Annotated in this window: 17 protein-coding genes and 1 tRNA gene; 11 read left to right on the top strand and 7 right to left on the bottom strand. The window is 65.4% G+C overall.

Annotation, left to right across the window (positions count from 1 at the left end):
* The first annotated feature begins 530 nt into the window (after positions 1-530).
* Entirely contained in the window at positions 531-3,515 is a 2,985-nt protein-coding gene (locus tag ABE454_RS06185) for a TonB-dependent receptor domain-containing protein (protein WP_346530077.1), read from the top strand.
* A gap of 154 nt (positions 3,516-3,669) precedes the next feature.
* A complete protein-coding gene (locus ABE454_RS06180) occupies positions 3,670-4,941 on the top strand; it encodes a metal-dependent hydrolase family protein (protein ID WP_346530148.1) in 1,272 nt (423 codons plus the stop codon).
* A 95-nt stretch (positions 4,942-5,036) separates the two neighbouring features.
* Here the strand turns inward: ABE454_RS06180 and ABE454_RS06175 are convergent, their stop codons facing one another.
* From ABE454_RS06175 to gltX, 3 genes are all read right to left on the bottom strand, one after another.
* A complete protein-coding gene (locus ABE454_RS06175; RefSeq protein ID WP_346530074.1) occupies positions 5,037-5,426 on the bottom strand; it encodes a cupin domain-containing protein in 390 nt (129 codons plus the stop codon).
* A gap of 137 nt (positions 5,427-5,563) precedes the next feature.
* Positions 5,564-6,865 (bottom strand): citrate synthase, encoded by a 1,302-nt coding sequence (gene gltA / locus ABE454_RS06170; protein ID WP_346530071.1) that lies wholly within the window; start codon positions 6,863-6,865, stop codon positions 5,564-5,566.
* A gap of 68 nt (positions 6,866-6,933) precedes the next feature.
* On the bottom strand, positions 6,934-8,349 hold the full coding sequence (gene gltX, locus ABE454_RS06165; RefSeq protein ID WP_346530068.1) for a glutamate--tRNA ligase: 1,416 nt from the start codon (positions 8,347-8,349) through the stop codon (positions 6,934-6,936).
* Positions 8,350-8,407: 58 nt separating this feature from the next.
* Here gltX and ABE454_RS06160 point away from each other — a divergent pair, with 58 nt between their 5' ends.
* A complete protein-coding gene (locus ABE454_RS06160; protein ID WP_346530065.1) occupies positions 8,408-10,501 on the top strand; it encodes a ComEC/Rec2 family competence protein in 2,094 nt (697 codons plus the stop codon).
* Positions 10,502-10,698: 197 nt separating this feature from the next.
* Here the strand turns inward: ABE454_RS06160 and lexA are convergent, their stop codons facing one another.
* The 3 genes from lexA to ABE454_RS06145 all read right to left on the bottom strand — a co-directional run bounded on the left by lexA (position 10,699) and on the right by ABE454_RS06145 (position 16,988).
* Positions 10,699-11,403 carry a transcriptional repressor LexA gene (gene lexA / locus ABE454_RS06155; protein ID WP_346530062.1) on the bottom strand — a complete coding sequence of 235 codons (705 nt, stop codon included), beginning with the start codon at positions 11,401-11,403 and terminating at the stop codon, positions 10,699-10,701.
* Between the two features lie 154 nt (positions 11,404-11,557).
* Positions 11,558-13,648: a S9 family peptidase gene (locus ABE454_RS06150; protein ID WP_346530059.1), complete on the bottom strand. Its 2,091-nt coding sequence runs from the start codon at positions 13,646-13,648 to the stop codon at positions 11,558-11,560.
* Between the two features lie 118 nt (positions 13,649-13,766).
* Positions 13,767-16,988, bottom strand: a complete 3,222-nt coding sequence (locus tag ABE454_RS06145; protein WP_346530056.1) for an autotransporter outer membrane beta-barrel domain-containing protein — start codon at positions 16,986-16,988, stop codon at positions 13,767-13,769.
* A 286-nt stretch (positions 16,989-17,274) separates the two neighbouring features.
* Here ABE454_RS06145 and ABE454_RS06140 point away from each other — a divergent pair, with 286 nt between their 5' ends.
* The gene (locus ABE454_RS06140; RefSeq protein ID WP_346530146.1) at positions 17,275-18,525 is read left to right on the top strand and encodes a glycosyltransferase; all 1,251 of its coding nucleotides are present in this window, start codon (positions 17,275-17,277) and stop codon (positions 18,523-18,525) included.
* Between the two features lie 130 nt (positions 18,526-18,655).
* On the opposite strand, the gene ABE454_RS06135 is transcribed toward ABE454_RS06140, so the two are convergent.
* Positions 18,656-18,732: transfer RNA gene (locus ABE454_RS06135), tRNA-Asp, on the bottom strand.
* Positions 18,733-19,181: 449 nt separating this feature from the next.
* On the opposite strand from ABE454_RS06135, the gene ABE454_RS06130 reads away from it, so the two are divergent.
* From ABE454_RS06130 to ABE454_RS06100, 7 genes are all read left to right on the top strand, one after another.
* Positions 19,182-19,559: an NADH-quinone oxidoreductase subunit A gene (locus ABE454_RS06130; protein WP_346530054.1), complete on the top strand. Its 378-nt coding sequence runs from the start codon at positions 19,182-19,184 to the stop codon at positions 19,557-19,559.
* Complete coding sequence (locus tag ABE454_RS06125) at positions 19,529-20,128, top strand: NuoB/complex I 20 kDa subunit family protein (RefSeq protein ID WP_346530052.1); 600 nt, start codon at positions 19,529-19,531, stop codon at positions 20,126-20,128. The genes ABE454_RS06130 and ABE454_RS06125 overlap by 31 nt, the downstream gene beginning before the upstream one ends.
* Positions 20,125-20,748, top strand: coding sequence for an NADH-quinone oxidoreductase subunit C (locus tag ABE454_RS06120; protein WP_346530050.1), 624 nt, complete (start codon positions 20,125-20,127; stop codon positions 20,746-20,748). Before ABE454_RS06125 ends, ABE454_RS06120 begins: the two co-directional genes overlap by 4 nt.
* 92 nt (positions 20,749-20,840) lie before the next feature.
* A complete protein-coding gene (locus ABE454_RS06115) occupies positions 20,841-22,019 on the top strand; it encodes an NADH-quinone oxidoreductase subunit D (RefSeq protein WP_346530143.1) in 1,179 nt (392 codons plus the stop codon).
* Positions 22,016-22,201, top strand: coding sequence for a hypothetical protein (locus ABE454_RS06110; RefSeq protein WP_346530048.1), 186 nt, complete (start codon positions 22,016-22,018; stop codon positions 22,199-22,201). The genes ABE454_RS06115 and ABE454_RS06110 overlap by 4 nt, the downstream gene beginning before the upstream one ends.
* Positions 22,201-22,875 carry an NADH-quinone oxidoreductase subunit NuoE gene (nuoE, locus tag ABE454_RS06105; protein WP_346530046.1) on the top strand — a complete coding sequence of 225 codons (675 nt, stop codon included), beginning with the start codon at positions 22,201-22,203 and terminating at the stop codon, positions 22,873-22,875. The genes ABE454_RS06110 and nuoE overlap by 1 nt, the downstream gene beginning before the upstream one ends.
* Positions 22,875-23,144 (top strand): hypothetical protein, encoded by a 270-nt coding sequence (locus tag ABE454_RS06100; RefSeq protein ID WP_346530044.1) that lies wholly within the window; start codon positions 22,875-22,877, stop codon positions 23,142-23,144. Before nuoE ends, ABE454_RS06100 begins: the two co-directional genes overlap by 1 nt.
* The last annotated feature ends 3 nt before the right edge of the window (positions 23,145-23,147 follow it).

The following is a 23,147-nucleotide window of genomic DNA, read 5'->3' as shown; positions in this document are numbered from 1 at the left end:
TGCGCCCGCTCTCCCTACGGACGCCCATAGCTTCGCCAAATTGAAGACACATGAAAGCCCCTCATGGCCTCATTTGAGACTTTTTTTGTCTCTTTTTCTTATTTTCTGGCGGTTATCGCGCAAAGATTGTGCTGCTTGAGCATTTTCGCGCGAACTGAGGAAGCTTTCATAAATGAGGGAAGTAAATGGAACGGTGTCCGTCGAACGATGCGTTCCTGAAATGTGTCAACAAGAGTCGCGAGCAGACATTTCACTGAGGGATAAAAATTGCGCGAAATAACAACTAAGGGGCGATTTAAGGCGATATATCGCCCGTAGCGATCTCCTTTTGGAGAATGCAACCGCATGAAATGTATATCATTTATATTATTTTTGTGATCCGGCGGTATTTTGTCTTGTTTATGGCGGGCATCGCGGGAACATTCCCGGCAAGCGGCGCGGTTCACGACGTCGCGCATCAGATTTACGCGTAACGGGATTTGAGGGGATTCTTCATGCGTCAAAACGGGGGAGGGGGCGTTCGCCCCGCCATGAATCGTGCGTGGTTGGCATGTGGGTGCGCCACGCTGGCCTTGCTGGGAGGGGCCGGTCACGCCCTGGCTCAGGAGGATGAGCCGGCGGTCAGCGAAGTCGGCGAGATCGTCGTCACCGGCTCGCGCATTGCGCGCCGCGACTATGTGTCGAACAGTCCGCTGGTCTCGGTGTCGTCAGAGGCGATCGAGAACACCGGCCAGGTCACGGTCGAGAAGGCCCTGACCCAGATGCCCCAGTTCTCGGGCGCCATGGGGCAGAGCACGGCGGGGTCGTCGTCGACCTCGCTGAACGGCGGCCAGGCCTACGCCAGCCTGCGCGGGCTGGGCTCGAAGCGGACCCTGCTGCTGCTGGACGGCAAGCGGCTCCAGCCGTCGAACCCCGACGGTTCGGTCGACCTGAACATCATTCCTGAAGCCCTGATCGGCAACGTCGAGGTCATCACCGGCGGCGCCTCGACCGCCTATGGTTCGGACGCCACGGCGGGCGTGGTCAACTTCATCCTGAAGCGCAACTTCAGCGGCGTCAGCGTTTCGTCGCAATACGGCATCAGCGACTATGGCGACGGTGAGAGCTTCCGCGCCTCGGTCACGGCGGGCGATCAGTTCGCCGAAGGGCGCGGCCGTGCGGTGATCTCGCTCGACTATTCGATGCGCGAACCGGCTTTCCAGTCGAAGCGCGACTACTACTATGTGCGTAACCGCCAGTCGAACACGGCCATCATCGCTCAGGGCGCGGCCTGGTTCGGCAGCAACCGCCCGACCATCGACGCGGTGAACGACATCTTCGTCGGCAAATATGGACTGACGCCGGTGATCGGCTCGGTTCTGCCGAACGATCCCTATTATAACGGCCAGATCGGCTTCAACACTGGCGACCAGAGCCTGTTCAACCTTGGCGGCGCGTCCAAGGTGATGAACCTGAAGGACCCGGAAACGGACGGTCACTTCCTGAACGCGGCCGGGACCAACATGCTGTGGGGCTGGAACCGGGGCCGGATCCAGAACGAGAACGAACGCTATTCGCTGTTCTCGCGCGTCGACTATCAGCTGACGCCGGAGATCGACTTCTTCCTGCAGGGCTCGCTGACCAGCTATGAGTCAGAAGGCACCTTCAATCCGACTCTGGCCGGTCTGGCCTATGCGCTGTCGGCGCCGGTGACCAACCCCTATATCGGCGCGGACCTTGCTCATCTTCTGGCGTCGCGACCCAATCCGACGGCCGATTTCGCACTGTGGAAAGATCTGGATTTCGCGGGCGAGCGTCTGCAGTCCTATGCCTATGACGTTCACCAGTTCATCAGCGGCCTGTCGGGCCAGGTGGGCTATAAGGACTGGACGTGGGAAGCCTACGCCAGCGTCTCCAAGGCCAGCTTCGAGAACGTTCAGACCGGCGGTGTCAGCCGCTCGGCGATCACCAAGCTGCTCTACAGCCCGACGGGCGGATCCGAACTGTGTGCGGGCGGCTTCAACCCGTTCGGCAACCACAGCCCGTCGACCGAGTGCGTCAACTACATGGTCCGTGGCACGACCAACACCAATGAGCTGACGCAGCGTATGGCTGAGGCCTCGATGCAGGGGGGGCTGTTCCAGCTTCCTGCGGGCGAGGTGCGCTTCGCGGCGGGTGTGGGCTATCGATACAACCATTTCGACTTCCGTCCTGACTCTGCGCTGGATCAGCCGGACGGGACCAGCGACATTCTGGGCTACAGCGAACTGCGGGCGTCGTCGGGCAAGGTCGATACGACCGAAATCTTCGCCGAATTCCTGGTGCCGCTGCTGCGCGACAAGCCGTTCATCAAGGAACTGGAGATGGACCTGGGCTACCGCTATTCCGACTACAGCTCGGTCGGCGGCGTCCATGCCTATAAGGTGGACCTGAACTGGCAGGTGAATGACATCGTGCGTCTGCGCGGCGGTTATAACCGCGCCGTGCGCGCGCCCAGCGTAGGGGAGCTCTTCTCGCCGATCTCTTCGGCCACGGTTGATGTGGGTACGCCGTCCTCCGCCAACACCAATGGCGACCCTTGCGATCACCGCAGCTCGTTCCGGACCGGGCCGAACGGCGACAAGGTCAAGGATCTGTGCGTGGCGCTGGGCGTACCGGCCAGCCTGATCAATGGTTATGAGTTCGGCGCGGCCCAGGTCTTCGCCCTGACCGGCGGCAACCCGGATCTGAAGGAAGAAACGGCGGACACCTATGCCTTCGGCACGGTGCTGCAGCCCAGCTTCCAGTCGCCCTGGCTGAGCAACATCAGCGCCTCGATCGACTGGTATCAGATCAAGGTGTCGGACGCGGTCGGCGTTCTGGGCGTCGGCAACGGCATTCGTTACTGCTTCAACGACGGCGGCAACAACCCGACCTACGATCCGAACAACTACTACTGCACCCTGCAGGATCGCGGGACCAACGACGGCTATATGATCAACCCGAGGCAGCCGCTGCTGAACCTGGGGCAGTTCAACGTCACTGGGATCGACCTGCAGCTGGACTGGCGTCTGCATCTGGCCGACATCGGCGTGCCGGATAATGGTCAGCTGAGCTTCAGCTCGGCGATCAGCTATCTGAACAGCTTCGAGATTCAGGCCCTGCCAGGTGCGCCCACCTTCGATTATGCGGGCAGCTGGGGCACGGCGATCGAGGCCAACGCCGGTCAGGCGCACCCGGAATGGAAGGCCAACACCGGCGTCACCTATTCGCGTGACAACTGGAATCTGGGCCTGCGCTGGCGGCACACCTCGGCCATGATCAACAGCGCGCGCGTGACATCGCCGAGCAGCACCGCGCGGGGCGTCGACGCCTATGACGTCTTCGACCTGAATGCGCGGGTGAACCTGCCTTACGAGACGACGGTCCGGTTCACGGTGACCAACCTGTTCAACAAGGAGCCGCCGCAGGTGGGCGATATCCGCGGAACCTACGATCCCCAGAATTATGACACCCTGGGACGTTATTTCTCGGTCGCTGTGACCAAGGCTTTTTGATCTAAGCCGTGGGGCTGATACAGCCCCACGGCGCATGTTGCGTTCAAGCGGGGGGCCCTCCCGCCTATCAAGTCGACGATGAAGCGTCGCATGGAGGAAAAAATTGGCATTTGAACCCAGAAAGACATGGGCGGCGGGCATCGCTGCTGTCCTGATGGCGGCGTCGCCGGTTGCAGTCGGTCAGGCTGCGGCCCAGACGCAGGCGCCGACGGTGTCCTACATCCACGCGGGCAAGCTGCTGGCGGACCCGGCCACGGGCCGCGTCACCGAGCGCCAGACGATCGTCGTCGAGAACGGCCGCGTGCGCGAAATCGTCAACGGTTATGTCGGCGACCAGGGCGTCATCGACATGAAGGACCGCTTCGTCCTGCCGGGTCTGATCGACGGCCACGTCCACCTGACCAACCAGCAGGGCGAAGGCAACCGCGTCGCGCGCTTCACCAATACGGCGGCTGACTCGGCCATCACCGGCGCCGCCTATGCGCTGGTGACGCTGAAGGCGGGCTTCACCACGGTCGCCGACCTGGGCGGCACCAGCGACGCGGTCGTGGCCCTGCGCAACGGCATCGCCGCCGGCCGCATTCCGGGTCCGCGCATGCTGGTTTCGGCCGGTACGGTGACGCCGCACGGCGGTCACGGCGACGCCAACGGCGTCAGCGCCGCCCTGGTGCCGGCCCTGCGTCAGAACGGCGTCTGCTCGGGCGCTGACGACTGCCGCCGCGCCGTGCGCGAGCGCGTGCGTTCGGGCGCCGACATCATCAAGATCACGGCCACCGGCGGCGTGCTGTCGGATACGGGCGCCGGTCTGAACCAGCAGTTCTCGGACGAAGAACTGCGCGCCATCGTCGAGACGACCCACTTCATGGGCCGCACGGTCACCGCCCACGCCCACGGCACGGACGGCATCAACAGCTTCCTGCGCGCAGGCGGCGACTCGATCGAGCACGGCACCTTCCTTGATGATGAATCGATCCGCATGTTTAAGGCCAACAAGGGCTGGCTGACGCCGACCCTGCTGGCCGGCGATTTCGTCGCCCGCGAAGCCGCGCGTCCGGAAACCTTCTTCACGCCGAACCAGCGCAAGAAGTCGCTGGAAGCCGGCCCGCAGATGCTGGACATGGCCCGTCGCGCGCACCGCGCCGGCGTGCAGATCTCGTTCGGCACGGACTCGGGCGTGTCGCCGCACGGCGAGAACGCCAAGGAGTTCGCCCTGCTGGTTCAGGCCGGTCTGTCGCCGCTGGAAGCCATCCAGACGGCTACGGTCAACGCTGCTCGTCACTTCCGCATGCAGGAAGAAATCGGCCGTCTGGCGCCCGGCTATTCGGCCGACATCATCGCCGTTTCGGGCAATCCGCTGTCGGATGTGACCCTGCTGGAAAACGTCGAGTTCGTGATGAAGACGGGCAACGTCTACGTCCAGCCCTGAGCAGGGCGACGAAATCAGGAGCGCTGAAGACGCTCCGATGAGGGGGACTCGAGGGGGCCGGCGTTTGCGGGCCCCCTCTTTTTATGCGCCGCCGCCTATTCCGAGGTGACGCCGTCGAAATGCTCTTCGGTCTCGTCGGCCTTGGTCGGATGCAGCACGCCGTGGCGATGCTCGGGCGGGCCGTACAGGGTGTAGAGCTTCATCGGCTCTGCGCCCGTGTTGATCAGGTTGTGGCGGGCGCCTGCGGGCACGATGATGCCGGATTCGGCCTGCGCCGGACGCGACTGGCCGTCGATCACGATCTGGCCTTGCCCCTGTTCGATGCGGAAGAACTGGTCGTGGCCCTCATGGACCTCTTCGCCGATCTCCTCGCCGGGCTGCAGCGTCATCAGCACCAGTTGCAGGTGGCGGCCGGTGTAGAGCACCCGGCGATAGTCCTCGTTGTCGAGCGTCGCGCGTTCGATGTCGTCCAGATAGCCTTGCATGTCGTCTTCCTTGTCAATGATGGGCCCGAACATAGCTTATCCGTGGTGGGGCCCGGCGCGTTGATCTTCCGCAAGGGGCAAAGAAAAACGCCGGAGCTTTCGCCCCGGCGTTTCTGCATTCTGCGCTGTGCGACGGCTTAGCCGCGCTGGGCCAGCGGCACGTAGTCGCGCTCGGTCGGGCCGGTGTACAGCTGACGCGGGCGGCCGATCTTCTGCGACGGATCGGCCATCATTTCCTGCCACTGGGCGATCCAGCCCACGGTGCGCGCCAGGGCGAACAGCACGGTGAACATGGTGGTCGGGAAGCCCATGGCTGACAGGGTGATGCCCGAATAGAAGTCGACGTTCGGGAACAGCTTGCGCGAGGTGAAGTATTCGTCCTTCAGCGCAACGGCTTCCAGTTCCTTGGCGACCTGGAACAGCGGGTCGTTCTCGCGGCCCGTGGCGGCCAGCACTTCATAGGCCGACTGCTGCATGACCTTGGCGCGCGGGTCGTAGTTTTTGTACACGCGGTGGCCGAAGCCCATCAGCTTGTACTTGCGGTCCTTCACGCCCTGAATGAACTCGGGGATGCGGTCCGGCGTGCCGATTTCCTTCAGCATGTTCAGCGCCTCTTCGTTGGCGCCGCCGTGCGACGGGCCCCACAGGCAGGCGATGCCCGCGGCGATACAGGCGAAGGGGTTGGCGCCCGACGAACCGGCCAGACGGACGGTCGAGGTCGAGGCGTTCTGCTCGTGGTCGGCGTGCAGGATGAAGATGCGGTCCATGGCGCGCACCAGGGCCGGATCGACGTGATAGTCCTCGGCCGGAACGGCGAAGCACATCCGCAGGAAGTTCTCGGCGTAGGACAGGTCGTTGCGCGGCGAAACGAACGGCTGACCGATGTGGTATTTATAGGCGCGGGCCGCGATCGTCGGCATCTTGGCGATCAGACGGATGGCCGAGATGTTGCGCTGCACCGGATCATGGATGTCCAGGCTGTCGTGATAGAAGGCCGACAGGGCGCCGACGGTACCGACCATGATCGCCATCGGGTGGGCGTCGCGGCGGAAGCCTTCGAAGAAGCGATCGAACTGGGCGTGCAGCATGGTGTGCCGCGTGACGTTCTGATCGAACTCTTCATATTCGGCGGCGTTCGGCAGTTCGCCGTGCAGCAGCAGGTGGCACACTTCCAGGAAGTTGGACTTCGAGGCCAGCTGGTCGATGGGATAGCCGCGGTGCAGCAGCACGCCCGCATCGCCGTCGATATAGGTCAGGCTCGATTCGCAGGCGGCGGTGGAGGTGAAGCCCGGGTCGAAGGTGAAGGCGCCGGTGCCGCCATACAGCTTGCGGATGTCGATGACGTCCGGGCCGGTCGAGCCGGAGAGGACGGGGAGCTCAACAGTCTTGTCCTGATAGGACAGGGTCGCCGAGCCGGCGGGTTTCGCTTGTTCAGTCATCTTGGCCCCTTGTTCTTCTTCGCGACCGGCGCGCGGGGAGGCGGTCGGCCTGAGTTGGTTATGGGTGTTCACTTAGTCTGTTGCAGCGCATCATCCAAGCGTCCGAGACTTTCGTCGCGGCCCAGAGCGCACAGCGTTCTGGCGATATCGGGCGATGCAGAACCGCCCGTCAAGGCCGCCCGAAGGGAAGGCCCTATTTTTCCAAAGCCTACGCCTTCTTCTTCAGCAAAAACCTTAAGCTCGGCCTCAAGAGGAAAGACGTCCCAGCTCTGGAAAAGTCCCAGTCGTTCACGCAGTCGTGAAATTCGAGCGCCGCTTTCGCCCTGCAGCAAAGCGGCGGATTTCTCGTTCAGGGCGAGTGGACGCACCTGCAACACGAACGATGTCTGATCGGCCAGTTCCGGGATTGTCTTGGCGCGATCCTTGACGAAAGGCATGGCCCGCAACAGGCGTTCTTCATCATCCGGCAGCAGGTCGCGGCCGCGCGCCAGATGGGCGTCCAGCGTCAGCTTGGCCAGGCGATCGTCGTCGGCCAGACGGATCCAGTGAGCGTTGACGTGGGCCAGTTTGTCGAAGTCCAGACGGGCGGGCGCCTTGTTGACGCCGGTCAGGTCGAACCACGCCAACGCCTGCTCGTCGCTGAACAGTTCGTCGTCGCCGTGCGCCCAGCCCAGACGGGCCAGATAGTTGCGCATCGCCTCGGGCAGGTAGCCCATGTCGGCGTATTCATGCACGGCCTGCGCGCCGTGCCGCTTGGACAGTTTGGCGCCGTCCGGGCCGTGGATCAGCGGGATGTGGGCGAAGGTCGGCCGCGTCCAGCCCAGGGCGTCGTAGATCAGGCTCTGGCGGGCGGCGTTGTTCAGATGGTCGTCGCCGCGGATGACATGGGTGACGCCCATGTCGTGATCGTCCACCACCACGGCCAGATTATAGGTCGGCGCCCCGTCGGAGCGCAGGATGACCAGATCGTCCAGCGAGGCCGATTCCCAGCGCACCGTCCCCTGCACGGCGTCCTCGACCACGACCGCCTGGTCCAGCGGACGGCGGAAGCGGACCGTGTGCGGCCTGGTCAGATCATCGGCGGACGGTTCACGGTCGCGCCACGGCGAGACGAAGTCGCGGCCCTCGGCCTTTGCCTGATCGCGCAGGGCGCCGGTTTCATCTGCGGTCAGGAAGTCGCGATAGGCGTGGCCGGTGGCCAGCAACTGGTCGATGACTTCGCGGTGGCGGTCGGCGCGGGCGAACTGGAAGACGGGCTCTTCGTCGCCGAACAGCTCCAGCCAGGACAGGCCGTCGAAGATGGCCTTCACGGCCTCATCGGTCGACCGCTCGCGGTCGGTGTCCTCAATGCGGATCAGGAATTTGCCGCCGCGTCCCTTGGCGTACAGCCAGTTGAATAACGCGGTTCTCGCCCCGCCGATATGCAGGTAGCCTGTGGGCGAGGGGGCGAAGCGGGTGACGACGGTCGAGGAGGGGGAGGTCATAGAGGCAGCATCCATAGGGCAGGGTCTTATACGCCCGCCCGTGGGGAAGCGAACCCTTATGGCCCGCTTATTTGAAAGCCTGCGCGCGGATGCGATGGCGCAGGCGGATCGGTGGCCCATGTGGTCATCGGTCTGTTTCGGGATGGGCTGCGGCGCTTATTTCGTGCTGAAGCAGGAACCGGCGACGTGGCCGCTGGCGCTGGTCGCCGCTGTCCTGCTGGCGGCATGGATCATCGGCAAGGCGAGGGGGCTGCCGCGCTGGGCGACGTTGATCCTGCTGATGCTGGCCTGTTTCAGCGGCGGACTGGCGGTCGCCAGTCTGCGGGCCGGAGCGGCGGCGGCGCCGATCGCGCCCGCTGACATGAAGCCGACGCAGGTCGAAGGCTGGGTCATGGATGTGGATTCGTCCGGCCGGAACGGCGCCCGCATCGTCGTGGCGCCGGTGCGCGTGCGGGGGCTGGCGCCCGAGGCGACGCCCGAGCGCCTGCGCGTCACGGTGAAGGGCGCGCCGCCGCCGCCCGGCGCGGCCATCCGCGTCTTCGGCATGTTGAACCCGCCGCCGCCGCCCGCCAGTCCGGGAGCGTATGACTTCGGCCGCAACGCCTATTTTCAGGGGCTGGGCGGCACGCTGTTCGCCCTGGGGCCGACGCGCAGCGCCGACCTGTCGCCGCCCCCGTGGCGCGTGCGGATGGAGATGAAGGTCAACGCCGTCCGCTTCGCCCTGGCCCAGCGGATCGTCGCCCGTCTGGGCGAGCGGACGGGCGGCGTGGCGGCGGCCATGACCACGGGGCATGAGACGTGGATTCAGGATCCCGATCTGGACGCCATGCGGGATTCAGGACTGGCCCACATCCTGTCGATCTCGGGGCTGCATATGGCGGTTGTGGGGGGCTTTGTCTTCTTCGCCGTGCGGCTGTCGGTCGCGGTGTGGCCCTGGCTGGCGCTGAGGGCGTCAGGCAAGAAAATCGCAGCGGTCGCGGGGCTGATCGCGGTGGGGACCTATCTGGTCATCTCTGGGGCGCCCGCGCCGGCGGAACGGGCGGCGGTCACGGCCTCCATCGCCTTTCTGGCCATATTGGCGGACCGACAGGCGGTGACGATGCGGGCGCTGTCGGCGGCGGCCTTTGTCGTCCTGTTGCTGAGGCCCGAGGCTGTGGTGACGCCGGGGTTTCAGATGTCGTTCGCCGCGACGGCGGCGCTGGTGGCGCTGGTCGAGATCTGGCCGCGCAGGATTCGCGAACTGGCTGTTCCGTGGCCGATCGCGGCGGTGCAGCGGTTTGCAAGCTGGTTGCTGGCCGCGTGCTGCGCCAGCCTTGTGGCGGGCATGGCGACCGGGCCGTTCGCCATGCAGCATTTCAATCGCACCGCCGTCTATGGGCTGATCGCCAATATGGCGACCGCGCCGCTGGCCGATTTCATCATGATGCCCATGCTGGCGCTGGGCGCGGCGCTGGAGCCTCTGGGACTGGGCGCGCCCTTCCTGTGGCTGGCGGGCTGGTCGGTCGACGCCATGCTGGCGATCGGCCATTGGGCGGCGAACCTGCCCGGCGCGGTGCAGACGATCCCCAGCGCCCCGGCGGCGGCCCTGCCGGTCGCCTTTCTGGGCATCCTTTTCATGTGCCTGTGGCGGGGATGGTGGCGTCTGCTGGGGCTGCCGTTTGCTGCAGCCGTGCTGATCTGGCCGCGCCCGGCGCCGCCTGATGTCTGGATCGGAGACGGCGGCGCCAACGCCGCCTATCGACAGGGGGAGGAGGCGGTCGTGATCCGGCCGTCGGTGCGTCAGTTCGCCAGCGATCTGTGGTCCCGGCGGCGGGGGCTGGAGGCGGTCGGGCGTCCGTCCGACGGCTGGACCTGCAAGCGGTCCTTCTGCGCGCCGGAGGGGGAGGGCGGCGTTCTGGCGCTGTGGTGGGGCAAGGTGGCGCCGGGCGAGGCGCAGTTGGACCAGATGTGCCGCAGCGCAGAGGTGATCAGCGTGCGTGCGGTCGTGTCGGTTCTACCGCTGTCATGCGAAGGGCGGCTGGTGCTGGACGGCGCGGACTATGCGCGCGGCGGCTCGGTGGAGTTGTGGCGCGATGACGCCGGAAGCTGGCGCGCGCTGTGGGCGGCGGAGGTGCGGGGCAGGCGTCCGTGGAGTGATGGGGGCGCAGATTAGGCGCTGCCCCCTAATTCCGCTCATCCCGGCGGAGGCTGTGATCCAGTAAGTGCTACACGTGCTGACGGTGAGTTACGGACAGGTCCGGCCGGGGAGCAGATTTCAAAGGCTGCGCCTGAAGCCAAAGCACTGGGTCCCGGCGTCCGCCGGGATGAGCGGAGTTCATGGGACGGTGCGTTAAACCAACTGCTGAGGCGTCAGTGATATCGGCGGAGCAGGCCGACCAGCTTGCCTTGAACCTCGACCTGATCGGGGCCGAAGATGCGGGTTTCATAGGCGCTGTTGGCGGGCTCCAGCGCGATGGACTGACCCTTCTTGCGCAGGCGTTTCAGCGTGGCTTCCTCTCCCTCGACCAGGGCGACGACGATTTCGCCGGAAGAGGCGTTCTCGACCCGTTTGATGATGACGGTGTCGCCGTCGAGGATGCCCGCCTCGATCATGGAATCACCCTCGATCTCGAGCAGATAGTGTTCGCCCGCGCCCAGCATGGCTTCGGGGACCGGCAGGCGCTCCCGCTCGTGCTGGATGGCGGCGATGGGTGTGCCGGCGGCGATCTTGCCCAGCAGGGGCAGGTCGCGCACGTCATTCGCGGCTTCGGGCGCAGCGGCGCCGGGGTTCAGGCCGCCGCCCTGAATCACGTCGGGTCTGAACGGGGCGCGACCCTTGGCCGGGGCGGCGGTCGTCGCCTGTTCGGGCAGTTTGACCACTTCCAGCGCGCGGGCGCGGTGGGCGAGGCGGCGGATGAAGCCGCGTTCCTCCAGCGCCGTGATCAGGCGGTGGATGCCGGATTTGGACGCCAGATCCAGCGCCTCCTTCATCTCGTCGAAGGAGGGGGAAACGCCCGTCTCCCGGATGCGCTCATGAATGAACATCAGGAGTTCGTGCTGTTTCTTCGTGAGCATGGCGCAGAATCCAGAACAAGGCGTGAACCGACTGTGATGTTCTGTAAGTGTTCTGGTTAAAAGTCAACTAACGCCACGCTTGAAGCGCAGATGGCAAAAACCCGCGCCTGCCGATCGACGGCGGGCGCGGGTTTCAATGGAGGCGGGTCCGGCCTTAGCGGGCGGCCGGGGCGCCGTCCTTATAGCGGTCGAACCATTCCAGCATGGTGTTCATGCGGGCCGCGTTCTGGGACGGGCGGACAGCCAGGCTGTGGCCGACGCCGGGGATCTTGACCAGAGCCGTCGGCACGCCGCGCAGTTGCAGGGCGGTGTAGTACTGCTCCGACTCGCTGACCGGGGTGCGATAGTCCTCGTCGCCGACGACGACCATGGTCGGGGTCTTGACGTTGCCGACCAGCGACAGCGGCGACCGGCGCCAGTAGGCCTCCGGGTTCTCCCACGGATATTCGCCGAACCAGTAGCGGGCGAAGGTGGCCGGGTTATCGGCGGTCAGCGCGAAGCTGGCCCAGTTGATGACCGGCTTCTGCACCACGGCGGCCTTGAACCGGTCGGTCTTGCCGACGATCCAGCTGGTCAGCACGCCGCCGCCCGAGCCGCCCGTGACGAACAGTTTGTTCGGATCGGCGATGCCCTGGGCGATGATGTCGTCGACGCTGCTGATCAGGTCGTCATAGTCGTTCGACGGATAGTTGTGGTGGATCAGGTTGGCGAACTCATAGCCATAGGAGGTCGAGCCGCGCGGGTTGACCGACAGCACGGCGTATCCGGCGGCGGCGAACAGCTGGTTGTCGGTGGCGAAGTGCGGGCCATAGGCGGCGAACGGGCCGCCGTGGATTTCCAGCACCAGCGGATAGCGCTGGCCCTCGACATAGTCGACCGGCAGCGTCAGCCAGCTTTCGACCGCGCGCTGGTCGTGGGAAGAGGCGACCTGGATGCGGCGCACCTCGCCCAGACGGCGGGCGTTGAGGAAGTCGGCGTTCAGGTGGGTCAGCTGGGTGCTGCGGCCGCCCTTCAGGACGTGAACATCGGCCGGGCGGCTGGTCGTGCCGCGCGTGTAGGCGATGGCGCCGTCATTGGCGACCGAGTAGTCGCCGCCGGTGTAGGGACGGCCGAAATCGTCCCCGGTCAGGTCTTCGATCAGATTGGTCAGGGCGCCGTCCAGCGAGACGCGGGCGACCTTAGTGCGGCCCTGATCGTCATAGGCGACATGGATCGAGCGGCCGTCGCGGCTCCAGACCGGAGAGCGGACCGAGCGGTCCAGATTGCCGGTCAGCAGGCGGCTGTTCGAGCCGTCGGCGTCCATCACATACAGGCCGGTGTTGTGGTAGCCCATGCCTTTGTCGTCATAGCCCAGATAGGCGATGCGGCGGCCGTCGGGCGAGGCGACGGGCGAGTTGTCGGGTCCGGCGCGGCTGGTCAGGGCGGTCAGGCCGCCGGTCTGCACGTTCAGGGCGTAGACTTCGCTGTCGGCGGTTTCACGCTGCCAGTCAGGGCGGCGGTTGGCGCTGAGGTACAGGGTGCGCGAATCGGGCGACCAGGACAGGCCGCCGCCGTGGTTGAAGTCGCCGTGGGTCAGCTGGCGCGCGCCGCCGCCCTGAGAGCCGACCACGAAGACCTGACGGAAGCCGGTCTTCAGATAGCCCTGACCGTCCGAGCGGTAGGAGACGGTGTCGATGATCTCCAGCGGCGGGGCCCATTTGGCGCCTTCCGGCTTGGGAAGGGGCGAGCCGATCTTGGGCTTGTCGCTGGGAACCAGGACCGAATAGGCCAGTTGCTCGCCGTTCGGCGACCAGCTGATGCTGGACGGGGTGTTGGGCAGGTTGCTGACGCGCACGGCCTGGCCGCTGGCCATCCAGCGGACGAACAGCTGGGGCGCGCCGCCCTCGGCGTTCGAGATGTAGGACAGGCGCGTGCCGTCCGGCGACCAGCGCGGCTGGCGGTGCGAACCGGCCGAGGCGACCAGCGGCGAGTGCTGGCCCGTCTTCACGTCGATCAGCCAGATGGTCGGGCGCATCTGGTCGGTCATGATGTCGGCCGTCTGGCGGACATAGGCGATCTGGCTGCCGTCGGGGCTGATCTGGGCGTCGGAGGCGACCTCCATGCCGAACAGGTCCTGGGCCGTGAACAGGCCGCGGTCGACGGAGGGCAGGGCGGCTTGGGCGGCGGCGGCAGGCGCGGTCTGCGCCAGCGCGGGCGCATGGGCGCTCAGGATCAGGGCGCAGGCCGCCCAGGCGAATTTGTTCATCAGGAAACCCCCTATGGTTCGGCGGGGATCATAGGAGAGCACAGGCAGGCGGCAAGACATGGAAAAGGCCGCCGGAACGAATCCGGCGGCCCTTTTTGATGCGCGTTCCGAAGAAAAATCAGAACTTGAAGCTGGCCCGCAGCAGAAGGGTGTAGCGGACGTAGTCTTCCAGCAGCTCGGCGTCGCCGGTGATGGACAGCAGCCCCAGGTCGTTGCCGACGTTCAGGCGGAAGCCCAGGATCGGCCCGCCGCCCTCGATGCTGGCCGGGTCCAGGGTGAAGGCGTCGCCGCCCGAGGCCAGACGGGCGATGGTCTGGCCCGCATCGACCGAGAAGTTCTGGCGCCAGCCCAGGCGGACTTCCGGACGGATCCAGCCGTCTTTGCCGAAGCCGTAGCCGATGTTGACCGCCGCCACGCCCGAGAACATGTGGCCGTCACGCTTGTCGATATCGAGGTCGAAGCCATCGCCGCCGCCCTTTTCAGTGCGGGCGTCCTCGTTCAGCGAGAAGTATTCGACATAGGCTTCGGGGCGCACGTTGATGCGGCCGAAGTGGCGTTCATAGGAGGCGCCCCCGGCGGCGGCCACGGTGAAGCCGTGCCAGGTCGACTTGTTCTTCAGATGGATGCCGTCGGCCACCAGCTTGCGCGTGGCGTCGAAGGAGGCGTAGCCGCCTGCGGCCCGCGCCCAGGTCGACCAGTACTGACCCTGTGCGCGCCAGTAGAGGCCCAGTTCCAGCAGGTTGGCGGACAGGACTTCCTCGGCGGCGGCTTCGGGGTCTTCCAGATCGGAGGAGGTGAAGGCCGCGGTGACGCCGAAGGCGCCCAGATTGGTGCCGCGCTCGACGCCGCCCGCCAGGCCGAAGCCCTCGGAGCGGAAGCCGTAGGTGTCGGTCTTGTCCTTGTCGGCGTAGAAGTTGATCTCCTGCACCCAGGCGCTGGTCTCGCCCGGCGCGGCCGAGGCGTTGCGGCCGGTCAGGGCGCGGGTCACGGCGTCGACGCCGCTGGCCAGCGACAGCAGCGGCCCGCCCGAGTGGTCAGGCAACAGTTGCTGATAGATATGGAAGAAGCCGTCGCGGTCGGTCTGGTTCAGCATGGCCGCGCGGATCAGCTCATTGTCGGCCAGACCGGCATAGAGAACGTCATAGGCGGCGGCCTCGGCCTTGATCATGCCGGCTTCTTCGGCCGTGCGTCGACGGGCGTCGACGGTCAGCTTGCCGGCGGCCTCATCGACGTTCGACTTGACCACAAAGGCGTAGGGCGAGTTGTTCTGCAGCCCTTCCTGATCGATGGCGCCGACCTTCAGATCGCCCGCCTCGATGATGGTGAAGGAGGTCGGGTCCTGGATCAGGGAGTCGAACCGCACGCCCAGACCGGCGCCGTCGGCCAGGGTGGCGTTGCCGCTGACCTTGAAGCCGCCGGATGTGTTGTTGGCGGGGTCCAGGGTTACGATCAGCTTGCCGTCGGCGCCGACGTTCAGGTTGCTGGCCTCGACCTGACCGGACTGGCGGGCGTCCAGCGTGCCCTTGGAGATGTCGATGTCCAGTTGGCCGTCGCCGTTCGACAGCTTGCCGGTGACCACGGCGCCGCCGCTGATCGCCAGACGGTCCTTGCCGGTTCCAAAGGCGATGTCGCCGGTGACCGTGCCGTTGCGGATGTCCAGAACATCATCGCCCGAGCCGAGGCGGATTGCGCCTTGAATGACCGGCTCATTGGCGTCCGGCACCCCGTCGCCGTCGGCGTCGGGCAGTTTGTGATCGGGAATGACCACGCCGTCCTGCACCAGGGTGAAGCCCGTGGTGTTGGCGCTGACGTCGATGGCGACCGCCGAGCCGGTGCGGGCCACATCCTTTTCAGGCGTGACGGCGGCGATGATCTTGCCGGTGTTGTTGATCGAGGTGAGCGTGCCCGATTCATCGTTCACGGCGACGGCGTCGCCCTTGGAGCCGCTCATCCCTGCGGTGATGGCGCCGGAGTTGTCCAGCGCGCCGACGTTGGCGCCGCTGCTGATCAGGATGCCGGACGACTGGTGCTCGCCGGAGCCGGTGGACAGGCTCTGGATCGCGCCTGAGTTGAGGATCTTGCCTGCCGTGGCGCCGTCGCCGAAGTGCAGGGCGGTGCTATCCGCTGTGACGGCGGTCGAGGTGATCGTGCCCTGGTTGCGCAGGCCGCCGCTGAGGGTGACGGCATGGCCGGTCCCGCCGATCTGAACGCCGGTCGCGTCGATTTCCTTATAGACGCCGGAGGCCTCGATCGTGCCGCGGTTGATGAAGCCATAGGCGTCATCGCCGGTTCCGACGGCGCCGAGGGAGATGGCCTTGTCTTCGGAACCGACCAGCACGGCGGGCGCGCCGCCGAAGGTGCGGATCGTGGACGTGGTTTCCTGGGCGTCGGGGATGCCGTCCTTGTCGCGATCGGGATCCTTCTTCTCTTCTTCGGTGGTGTCGTCGGGCAGGGGCGGCGGCGGGGCGTCGAACACGACGCCCTTGGTCACGTCACCAGCAATCCGCACGGCCGGGCCGCCTTGCAGCATGTCCTCGGGCTTGAGGTTTTCGAGGTAGGGCCGTCCCTTGACCGGATCGCTCGTCGTCGGCTTGGAGGGCGGGGCCGTGGTGAAGCGGTAGCCGGTCGAGGTCACCGTGCCCTGAATCTTGACGGCGCCGTCGACGTCGCCGTCGATGGCCACGCCGGTGGCGTTCTCGCCCAGCACGCCGACGCTGCCCAAGACAGTGACGTTACCGGTCACATCGCCCGTGGTGTGGATGCCGTAGGCGTCCGTGCCGATGACGGTGATCTGGCCCTGGCTGAAGATGTTCCCGGTCAGGGGGGCGTCGACGGTCAGGCCCGAAGACTGGTTGCCCTCGACCTTGATCGAGCCTGTGGATTCGATGCGGATGTCGCCGACCAGCGGCGCCGTCCCCGTGACGCGGACGCCGTGGCGGTTCGTGCCGTCGGCGAACGGGCCGTCGGGAATGCCGTCGTCGTTCTCGTCCTTATACTCCTCGATGGAGTCGGTGATGTTGATGGCGCCGGCGATGGTGACATTGCCCGTGTTGCCGCCCTGTATCTCGATGCCCGTGGCGCCGTCGGCGGCCTTGAGCATGTCGATCTTGGAACCGGCGTCCAGCTTCACGTCATGGCTGGAATCCAGCGTCACGGCCGTCCCAGAGGTGACGACGACCGAGCCGCCGCTGGCCAGACGCACCGCGTCGGGTGCGCCGCTGTTGGCGGTCGAGGTGCGGACCGGGGTGGTCCGCTCATTCGAAATGACCTGTTCGGCCTGAACGCCGGAAGCGACCATCAGAGGAGCGATCGCAACGGCGCTCGCGAGCAGAATACGCATTCGTCAGAAACCCCTCGTGGTCGCACGCGCAAGGATTGAAGGCGCCCCTCCTAACAGGGTCTGCGCCAGCATGCCCCAAGTTTCTCTAATTTGAGGCGAATGCAAGACCGGGCGTAGGGCGATCAATCTGAACGGCAGATGAAAATGCACGCCTGTCGTCTTTCTCTTGAGCGTAGCCGTTACTGGCGTTACGGGCGAAAGGGGGGCTGACTTCAACCGTATTCGTCGCATCCAAAGTCGGAGCTTTAGCGTTAGCGTGAAGAACGACAGGCAGAAGGTCCGCTGGATGAGCATCAACCCCATCGACGTGCAGGAAAGCGAGCTGCGGCTGTTTCCTGGCCTTGATGAAGAAGTCGCCGACACCTTGCGGGCGATGAAGGCGGCGGCGACTGATTCCCGCCCCCGTCTGGTCGACACCACCATGCTGTTCGCGCCGCGTTCGGGCGGGGTGAAGCGCTATCTGATGTCCAAAAAGGCGTGGCTGGAGGCCGAGCGCCCCGGCGTGGCGCATAATCTTGTGGTGCCGGGTTCCGGCTATCGGACGGGATCGGACGGCATTGTCCGTCTGCAGGCGCCCAAACTGCCTTTCGGTGACGGATATCGCTGGCCGGGTTCGGTGCGGCGCTGGGGCGCGTGGGTGTCGTCGCTTAACCCTGCGCTGATCGAGGCGGGCGATCCCTATACGCCCGGCCAGGGCGCGCTGGAGGCGGGGCAGAGGGTCGGATGTCCGGTCGTGGGCTTCTGCCATTCGGACCCTGCGGCGCTGGCGGCCCTGCATTTCGGCGAATGGGCCAAGAAGCCGGTCGAAAAGCGCTGGGCCAAGCTGTTTTCGCAATTCGACCGCGTCGTCTCGCCCAGCCGCTTCATCGCGCGGCGGCTGGAGGAGGCGGGCGTAGGCGACATTGTGATTCGGCCGCTGGGCGTGGATGTGGACGCCTTCCATCCGGACCGTCGTGATCGCGAGGCGCTGCTGAAGAAGCTGGGGCTGGGCGCGGACGCCCGCCTGCTGTGCTTCGCCGGACGCCCGGCCAAGGAGAAGAACGTCGGCGTCCTGATTGATGCGGTGCAGCGTCTGGGCGCGCCCTATCATCTGGTGCTGGTCGGCGCCGGGGCAGGGATGCCTGCGGAGGATCGCGTCATCTCACTGCCGTATGAAAAAGACCCGCGCGCGGTGGCGCGCATAATCGCCAGCTGCGACGCCTTCGTGCACGCCAATGACAAGGAGCCGTTCGGCCTGATCGTGCTGGAGGCCATGGCCTGCGGCCGGGCCGTGGTCGGCGTCAATGCGGGCGGGGTCGCTGAAACGGTGGACGACAGCGTCGGGCAGTTGGCCGCCTCGGCTGATCCGGTCGATTACGCTACGGCGATCGAGGCCCTGTTCGCGCGCGATGTGGAAGCGCTGGGCTGCGCCGCCCGCGTGAAGGCCGTCGAGCAGTTCGCCTGGAACCGCGTCTTCGAGGACCTGAGCATGCTTTACGGTGAACTGACCGGGAAGGCCGAGTTCGTTACACCCCGCGAGGCGTTGCTCATCAACTAGGCGCTTGATGGCGGGCGTGCAGAAGGCAGAGCCTGAACAGGCGCGCGAAGGTGGTGTCTGAAGGCGGAAGTGATTTTTGAGAGAGAAGGGGAAGGGCAGTGCGCCACTCCCTCATGTTCATGAGAAGGAGTGGCGCGAGTGACGGGGCTCGAACCCGCGACCTCCGGCGTGACAGGCCGGCACTCTAACCAACTGAGCTACACCCGCGTTCCCGTCCGAAGCGCTGTGCGCCGCGGCGAGGGGCGTCGTTTAGGCGGGGCTGCGTCGCACGTCAAGCGACCCGGCTGTGGATAAATGAAAACATCTCGCCGTCCGGCCGGAATAGCCTGAAGAACCGACATGGCGCGCCTGTCTGATGGAGTGAGAGCGCCTGATATTCCGCCTTCCATGCGCTTGGGGCGGCAGGCGGATGAGGCTGTGCTGAATGCGGTGGGCGCCTGAATCCGTTCGCAAGCGGATTTCGGGACATCTGCGCCCTCGCTTTCACGGATCGCTGCAATGCCGGAAACCGTCGAACGGGCCGGAATAAAACAGCCGGAACAGTGAGAACCATTCGCAACAAAAAACCTTTGCCGACATGGGTTTGAACCCTGGCGAGGTTGGGTCTAAGAAGCCCCGAATCCGCCCTCTACCTCCCGGCGGGCGAGGCAGCTCGAATGAACGAATTTCTTCTAGAATACCTTCCGATCGTCGTTTTCCTGGGCATCGCCATCGTGCTCGGCGCCGGCTTCATGCTGGCGGCCTGGGTGCTGGCCCCCAAGAACCCCGACACCGAGAAGCTCTCGGCTTATGAGTGCGGCTTCAACGCCTTTGACGACGCGCGCATGAAGTTCGACGTGCGTTTCTATCTGGTGTCGATCCTCTTCATCATCTTCGACCTGGAAATCGCCTTCCTGTTCCCGTGGGCGGTGTCGATGTTCGACCTGTCGCACGGCGGCATGGTCTTCGCCTTCTGGTCGATGATGGTGTTCCTGGGGATCCTGACCATCGGCTTCATCTACGAATGGAAGAAGGGAGCCCTGGAATGGCAGTGATCGCCCCCTCCAGTCCTCTGGTCCCCGCCGGCTCGGCTGCGCGTTCGACCGTCGAGGGCTATGACCCCCAGATCCACGACAAGTTCTTTGAGTCCGTCAATACGGAACTGGGCGAGCGCGGCTTCCTGACGACCTCGCTGGACGACGTCATCACCTGGGCGCGCACGGGTTCGCTGATGTGGATGTCGTTCGGTCTGGCCTGCTGCGCCGTCGAGATGATCCACCTGTCGATGCCGCGCTTCGATCTGGAGCGTTTCGGCACCGCCCCGCGCGGTTCGCCGCGTCAGTCGGACCTGATGATCGTCGCCGGGACGCTGACCAACAAGATGGCTCCGGCCCTGCGCAAGGTCTACGACCAGATGCCGGACCCGCGCTACGTCATCTCGATGGGCAGCTGCGCCAACGGCGGCGGCTATTACCACTACAGCTACAGCGTCGTGCGCGGCTGCGACCGCGTGGTGCCGGTGGACGTCTACGTTCCGGGCTGCCCGCCGACCGCCGAGGCTCTGCTGTACGGTATCCTGCAGCTGCAGAAGAAGATCCGCCGCACGGGGACCATTGAGCGATGAGCGAGCTGGTGCGCGTTGCGGAGCGCGAATCCGCCCTGACGCCTCTGGGCACGGAAATGGTCGCGGCGCTCGGCGTCGAGGCTGTGGTGGCCTATGGCGAACTGACCCTGATCGCCCCGCGTGAGAAGATCGTCGCGATCATGACGGCCCTGCGCGATCAGTTCGGCTTCCAGCTGTGCATGGACGTCTGCGGCGCCGACTATCCTGACCGCGCCGAGCGGTTCGAGGTCGTCTATCACCTGCTGTCGCTGACGCGCGCCGCGCGCGTTCGCGTCAAGGTGTCGACCGATGAAGTGAAGCCGGTCCCCAGCGTGTCGTCGGTCTATCCGTCGGCGGGCTGGTTCGAGCGTGAAGCCTTCGACATGTACGGCATGATCTTCTCGGACCACCCGGACATGCGCCGCATCCTGACCGACTACGGCTTCCAGGGGCACCCGCTGCGCAAGGACTTCCCGATGACGGGCTATGTCGAGGTCCGCTACGACGAAGAGCAGAAGCGCATTGTCTATGAGCCGGTGAAGCTGACGCAGGAATTCCGCAACTTCGACTTCCTGTCTCCGTGGGAAGGCGCCGACTATCCGACCGTCCTGCCGGGCGATGAAAAGGCGGGAGCGCAGTAATGGCCGACGTCAAGAACATGCCGGCGCCGATCGGTTCGGCCATCGACCCGTTCGAAGATTATGAAGACGGCCTAACCCCGCACGCGCGGGCGATGGACGACCGCAAATTCACCATCAACTTCGGCCCGCAACACCCGGCCGCGCACGGCGTGCTGCGTCTGGTGCTGGAGCTGGACGGCGAGCTGGTCACGCGCGTCGATCCGCACATCGGCCTGCTGCACCGCGGCACCGAGAAGCTGATGGAGGCGCGCACCTACCTCCAGAACATCCCCTATCTGGACCGGCTGGACTACGTCTCGCCGATGAACCAGGAACACGCCTTCTGTCTGGCCATCGAGCGGTTGCTGGGTCTGGACGTGCCGTATCGCGGCCAGCTGATCCGGGTCCTGTACTCGGAGATGGGCCGCATCCTGAACCATCTTCTGAACGCGACCATGCAGGCCATGGACGTGGGCGCCCTGACCCCGCCGCTGTGGGGCCACGAAGAGCGCGAGAAGCTGATGGTCTTCTATGAGCGGGCCTGCGGCGCGCGTCTGCACGCCAACTACTTCCGTCCGGGCGGCGTCCATCAGGACCTGACGCCCGAGCTGATCGACGACATCGGCCGCTGGTGCGCCGAGTTCCCGGCGGCGCTGAACGACATCGAAAGCCTGGTCACCGAAAACCGCATCTTCAAGCAGCGGAACGTCGACATCGGCGTGGTGTCCAAGGAAAACGCCATGGCCTGGGGCTTCTCGGGCGTCATGCTGCGCGGCTCGGACATCGCCTGGGACCTGCGCAAGGCCCAGCCGTACGACTGCTACGCCGACATGGAGTTCGACATCGTCGTCGGCAAGAACGGCGACTGCTGGGACCGCTACCTGTGCCGCGTCGAAGAGATGCGCCAGTCGGTGCGCATCATGGAGCAGTGCATCCACAAGCTGCGCAACTGCCCCGGCGAGCCGGTCCTGTCGGAAGACCACAAGGCCACGCCGCCGCGTCGCGGTGAGATGAAGCGTTCGATGGAAGCGCTGATCCACCACTTCAAGCTCTACACCGAGGGCTTCAAGACGCCGGAAGGCGAGGTCTATGCGGCCGTTGAAGCGCCCAAGGGCGAGTTCGGCGTCTATCTGGTGTCGGACGGCACCAACAAACCCTACCGCGTCAAGCTGTCGGCCCCCGGTTTCCGTCACCTGCAGGCGATGGACTGGATGAACCGCGGCCACATGCTGGCGGACGTGTCCGCCATACTCGGCTCGCTCGACATGGTGTTCGGGGAGGTGGATCGATGAACCGACCGCTTTCCGAACGCCTGAACCAGGGCTGGGAACTGGTCAGCTATTCGACGACCGCCCCTTATGGCGAGCAGCAGCAACACTGCTTCCTGATCCGCCGTCAGGGCCAGCACCGGGTTCTGACCGTCCGCAAGAAGGTGCTGGGCGAAGGCACTGTTGTTTCTGAGATGGAAGTCTGATGTCCGTTCGTCGTCTCGCCAAGGAGCAGCCTGCCTCTTTCGAGTTCTCGAAAGAGACGATGAAAAAGGCTCAGTGGTGGATCCAGAAATACCCGGAATCGCGTCGTCAGTCGGCGGTGATCCCGGTGCTGTGGCTGGTCCAGAAGCAGGAAGGCTGGGTCTCGGAGCCCGCCATCCGCGCCATCGGCGACCTGCTGGGCATGGCCTATATCCGGGTGCTGGAGGTCGCGACCTTCTACACCATGTTCCAGCTGACGCCGGTCGGTAAGGCCGCGCTGATCCAGGTCTGCGGCACGACGCAGTGCATGCTGCGCGGCTCCAATGAGCTGATGCGCGTGTGCCGCGAGAAGATCGGCCCCAAGGACGAACTGTCCGCCGACGGCCGCTTCACCTGGCAGGAAGTCGAGTGCATCGGCGCCTGTTCGAACGCGCCGGTGGCCCAGATCAACGACCTCTATTACGAAGACCTGACGCCGGAAAACATGGCCCAGATCATCGATGATTTCGCTGCGGGCAAGACGCCGAAGGCGGGCAGCTATGTCGGCCGTCACACGTCCGAGCCGGTGGGCGGCGCGCGCGTTCTGACGGACCCGGCGCTGTATGACGGCTCGGCCGCGAAGAAGATCAAGAAGCTGCCGAACTCGGAACCTGTCGCTGAAAAGGCGCCGGTCTGATGGGGCGGCCGGATCTCGAAACAGAAGCGGGCAGGGCGGCCTATCGGGCCGAGCTGCGTCGCGTCGGCTGGCGCCCGCGTTGGGCGGGGCTGGCCTGTATCGTGGTTGCGGCCGCACTGGTTTTGTTCGCACGCGAGGGCCGTTTCGGCCTGACTGAAAACGCGGTGATGGCGGCCTATGGCCTGTTGGCCGTGGGATGGGTGCTGGTGATCTACGCCGTCTTCCAGCGCACCCGCCACCATAAACGCCGCATGGCGGAAGGACTTTAAGGG

Source organism: Brevundimonas diminuta, assembly GCF_039673845.1.
Lineage (GTDB): Bacteria > Pseudomonadota > Alphaproteobacteria > Caulobacterales > Caulobacteraceae > Brevundimonas > Brevundimonas diminuta_E.
This window is presented reverse-complemented; position numbering and strand designations above follow the sequence as displayed.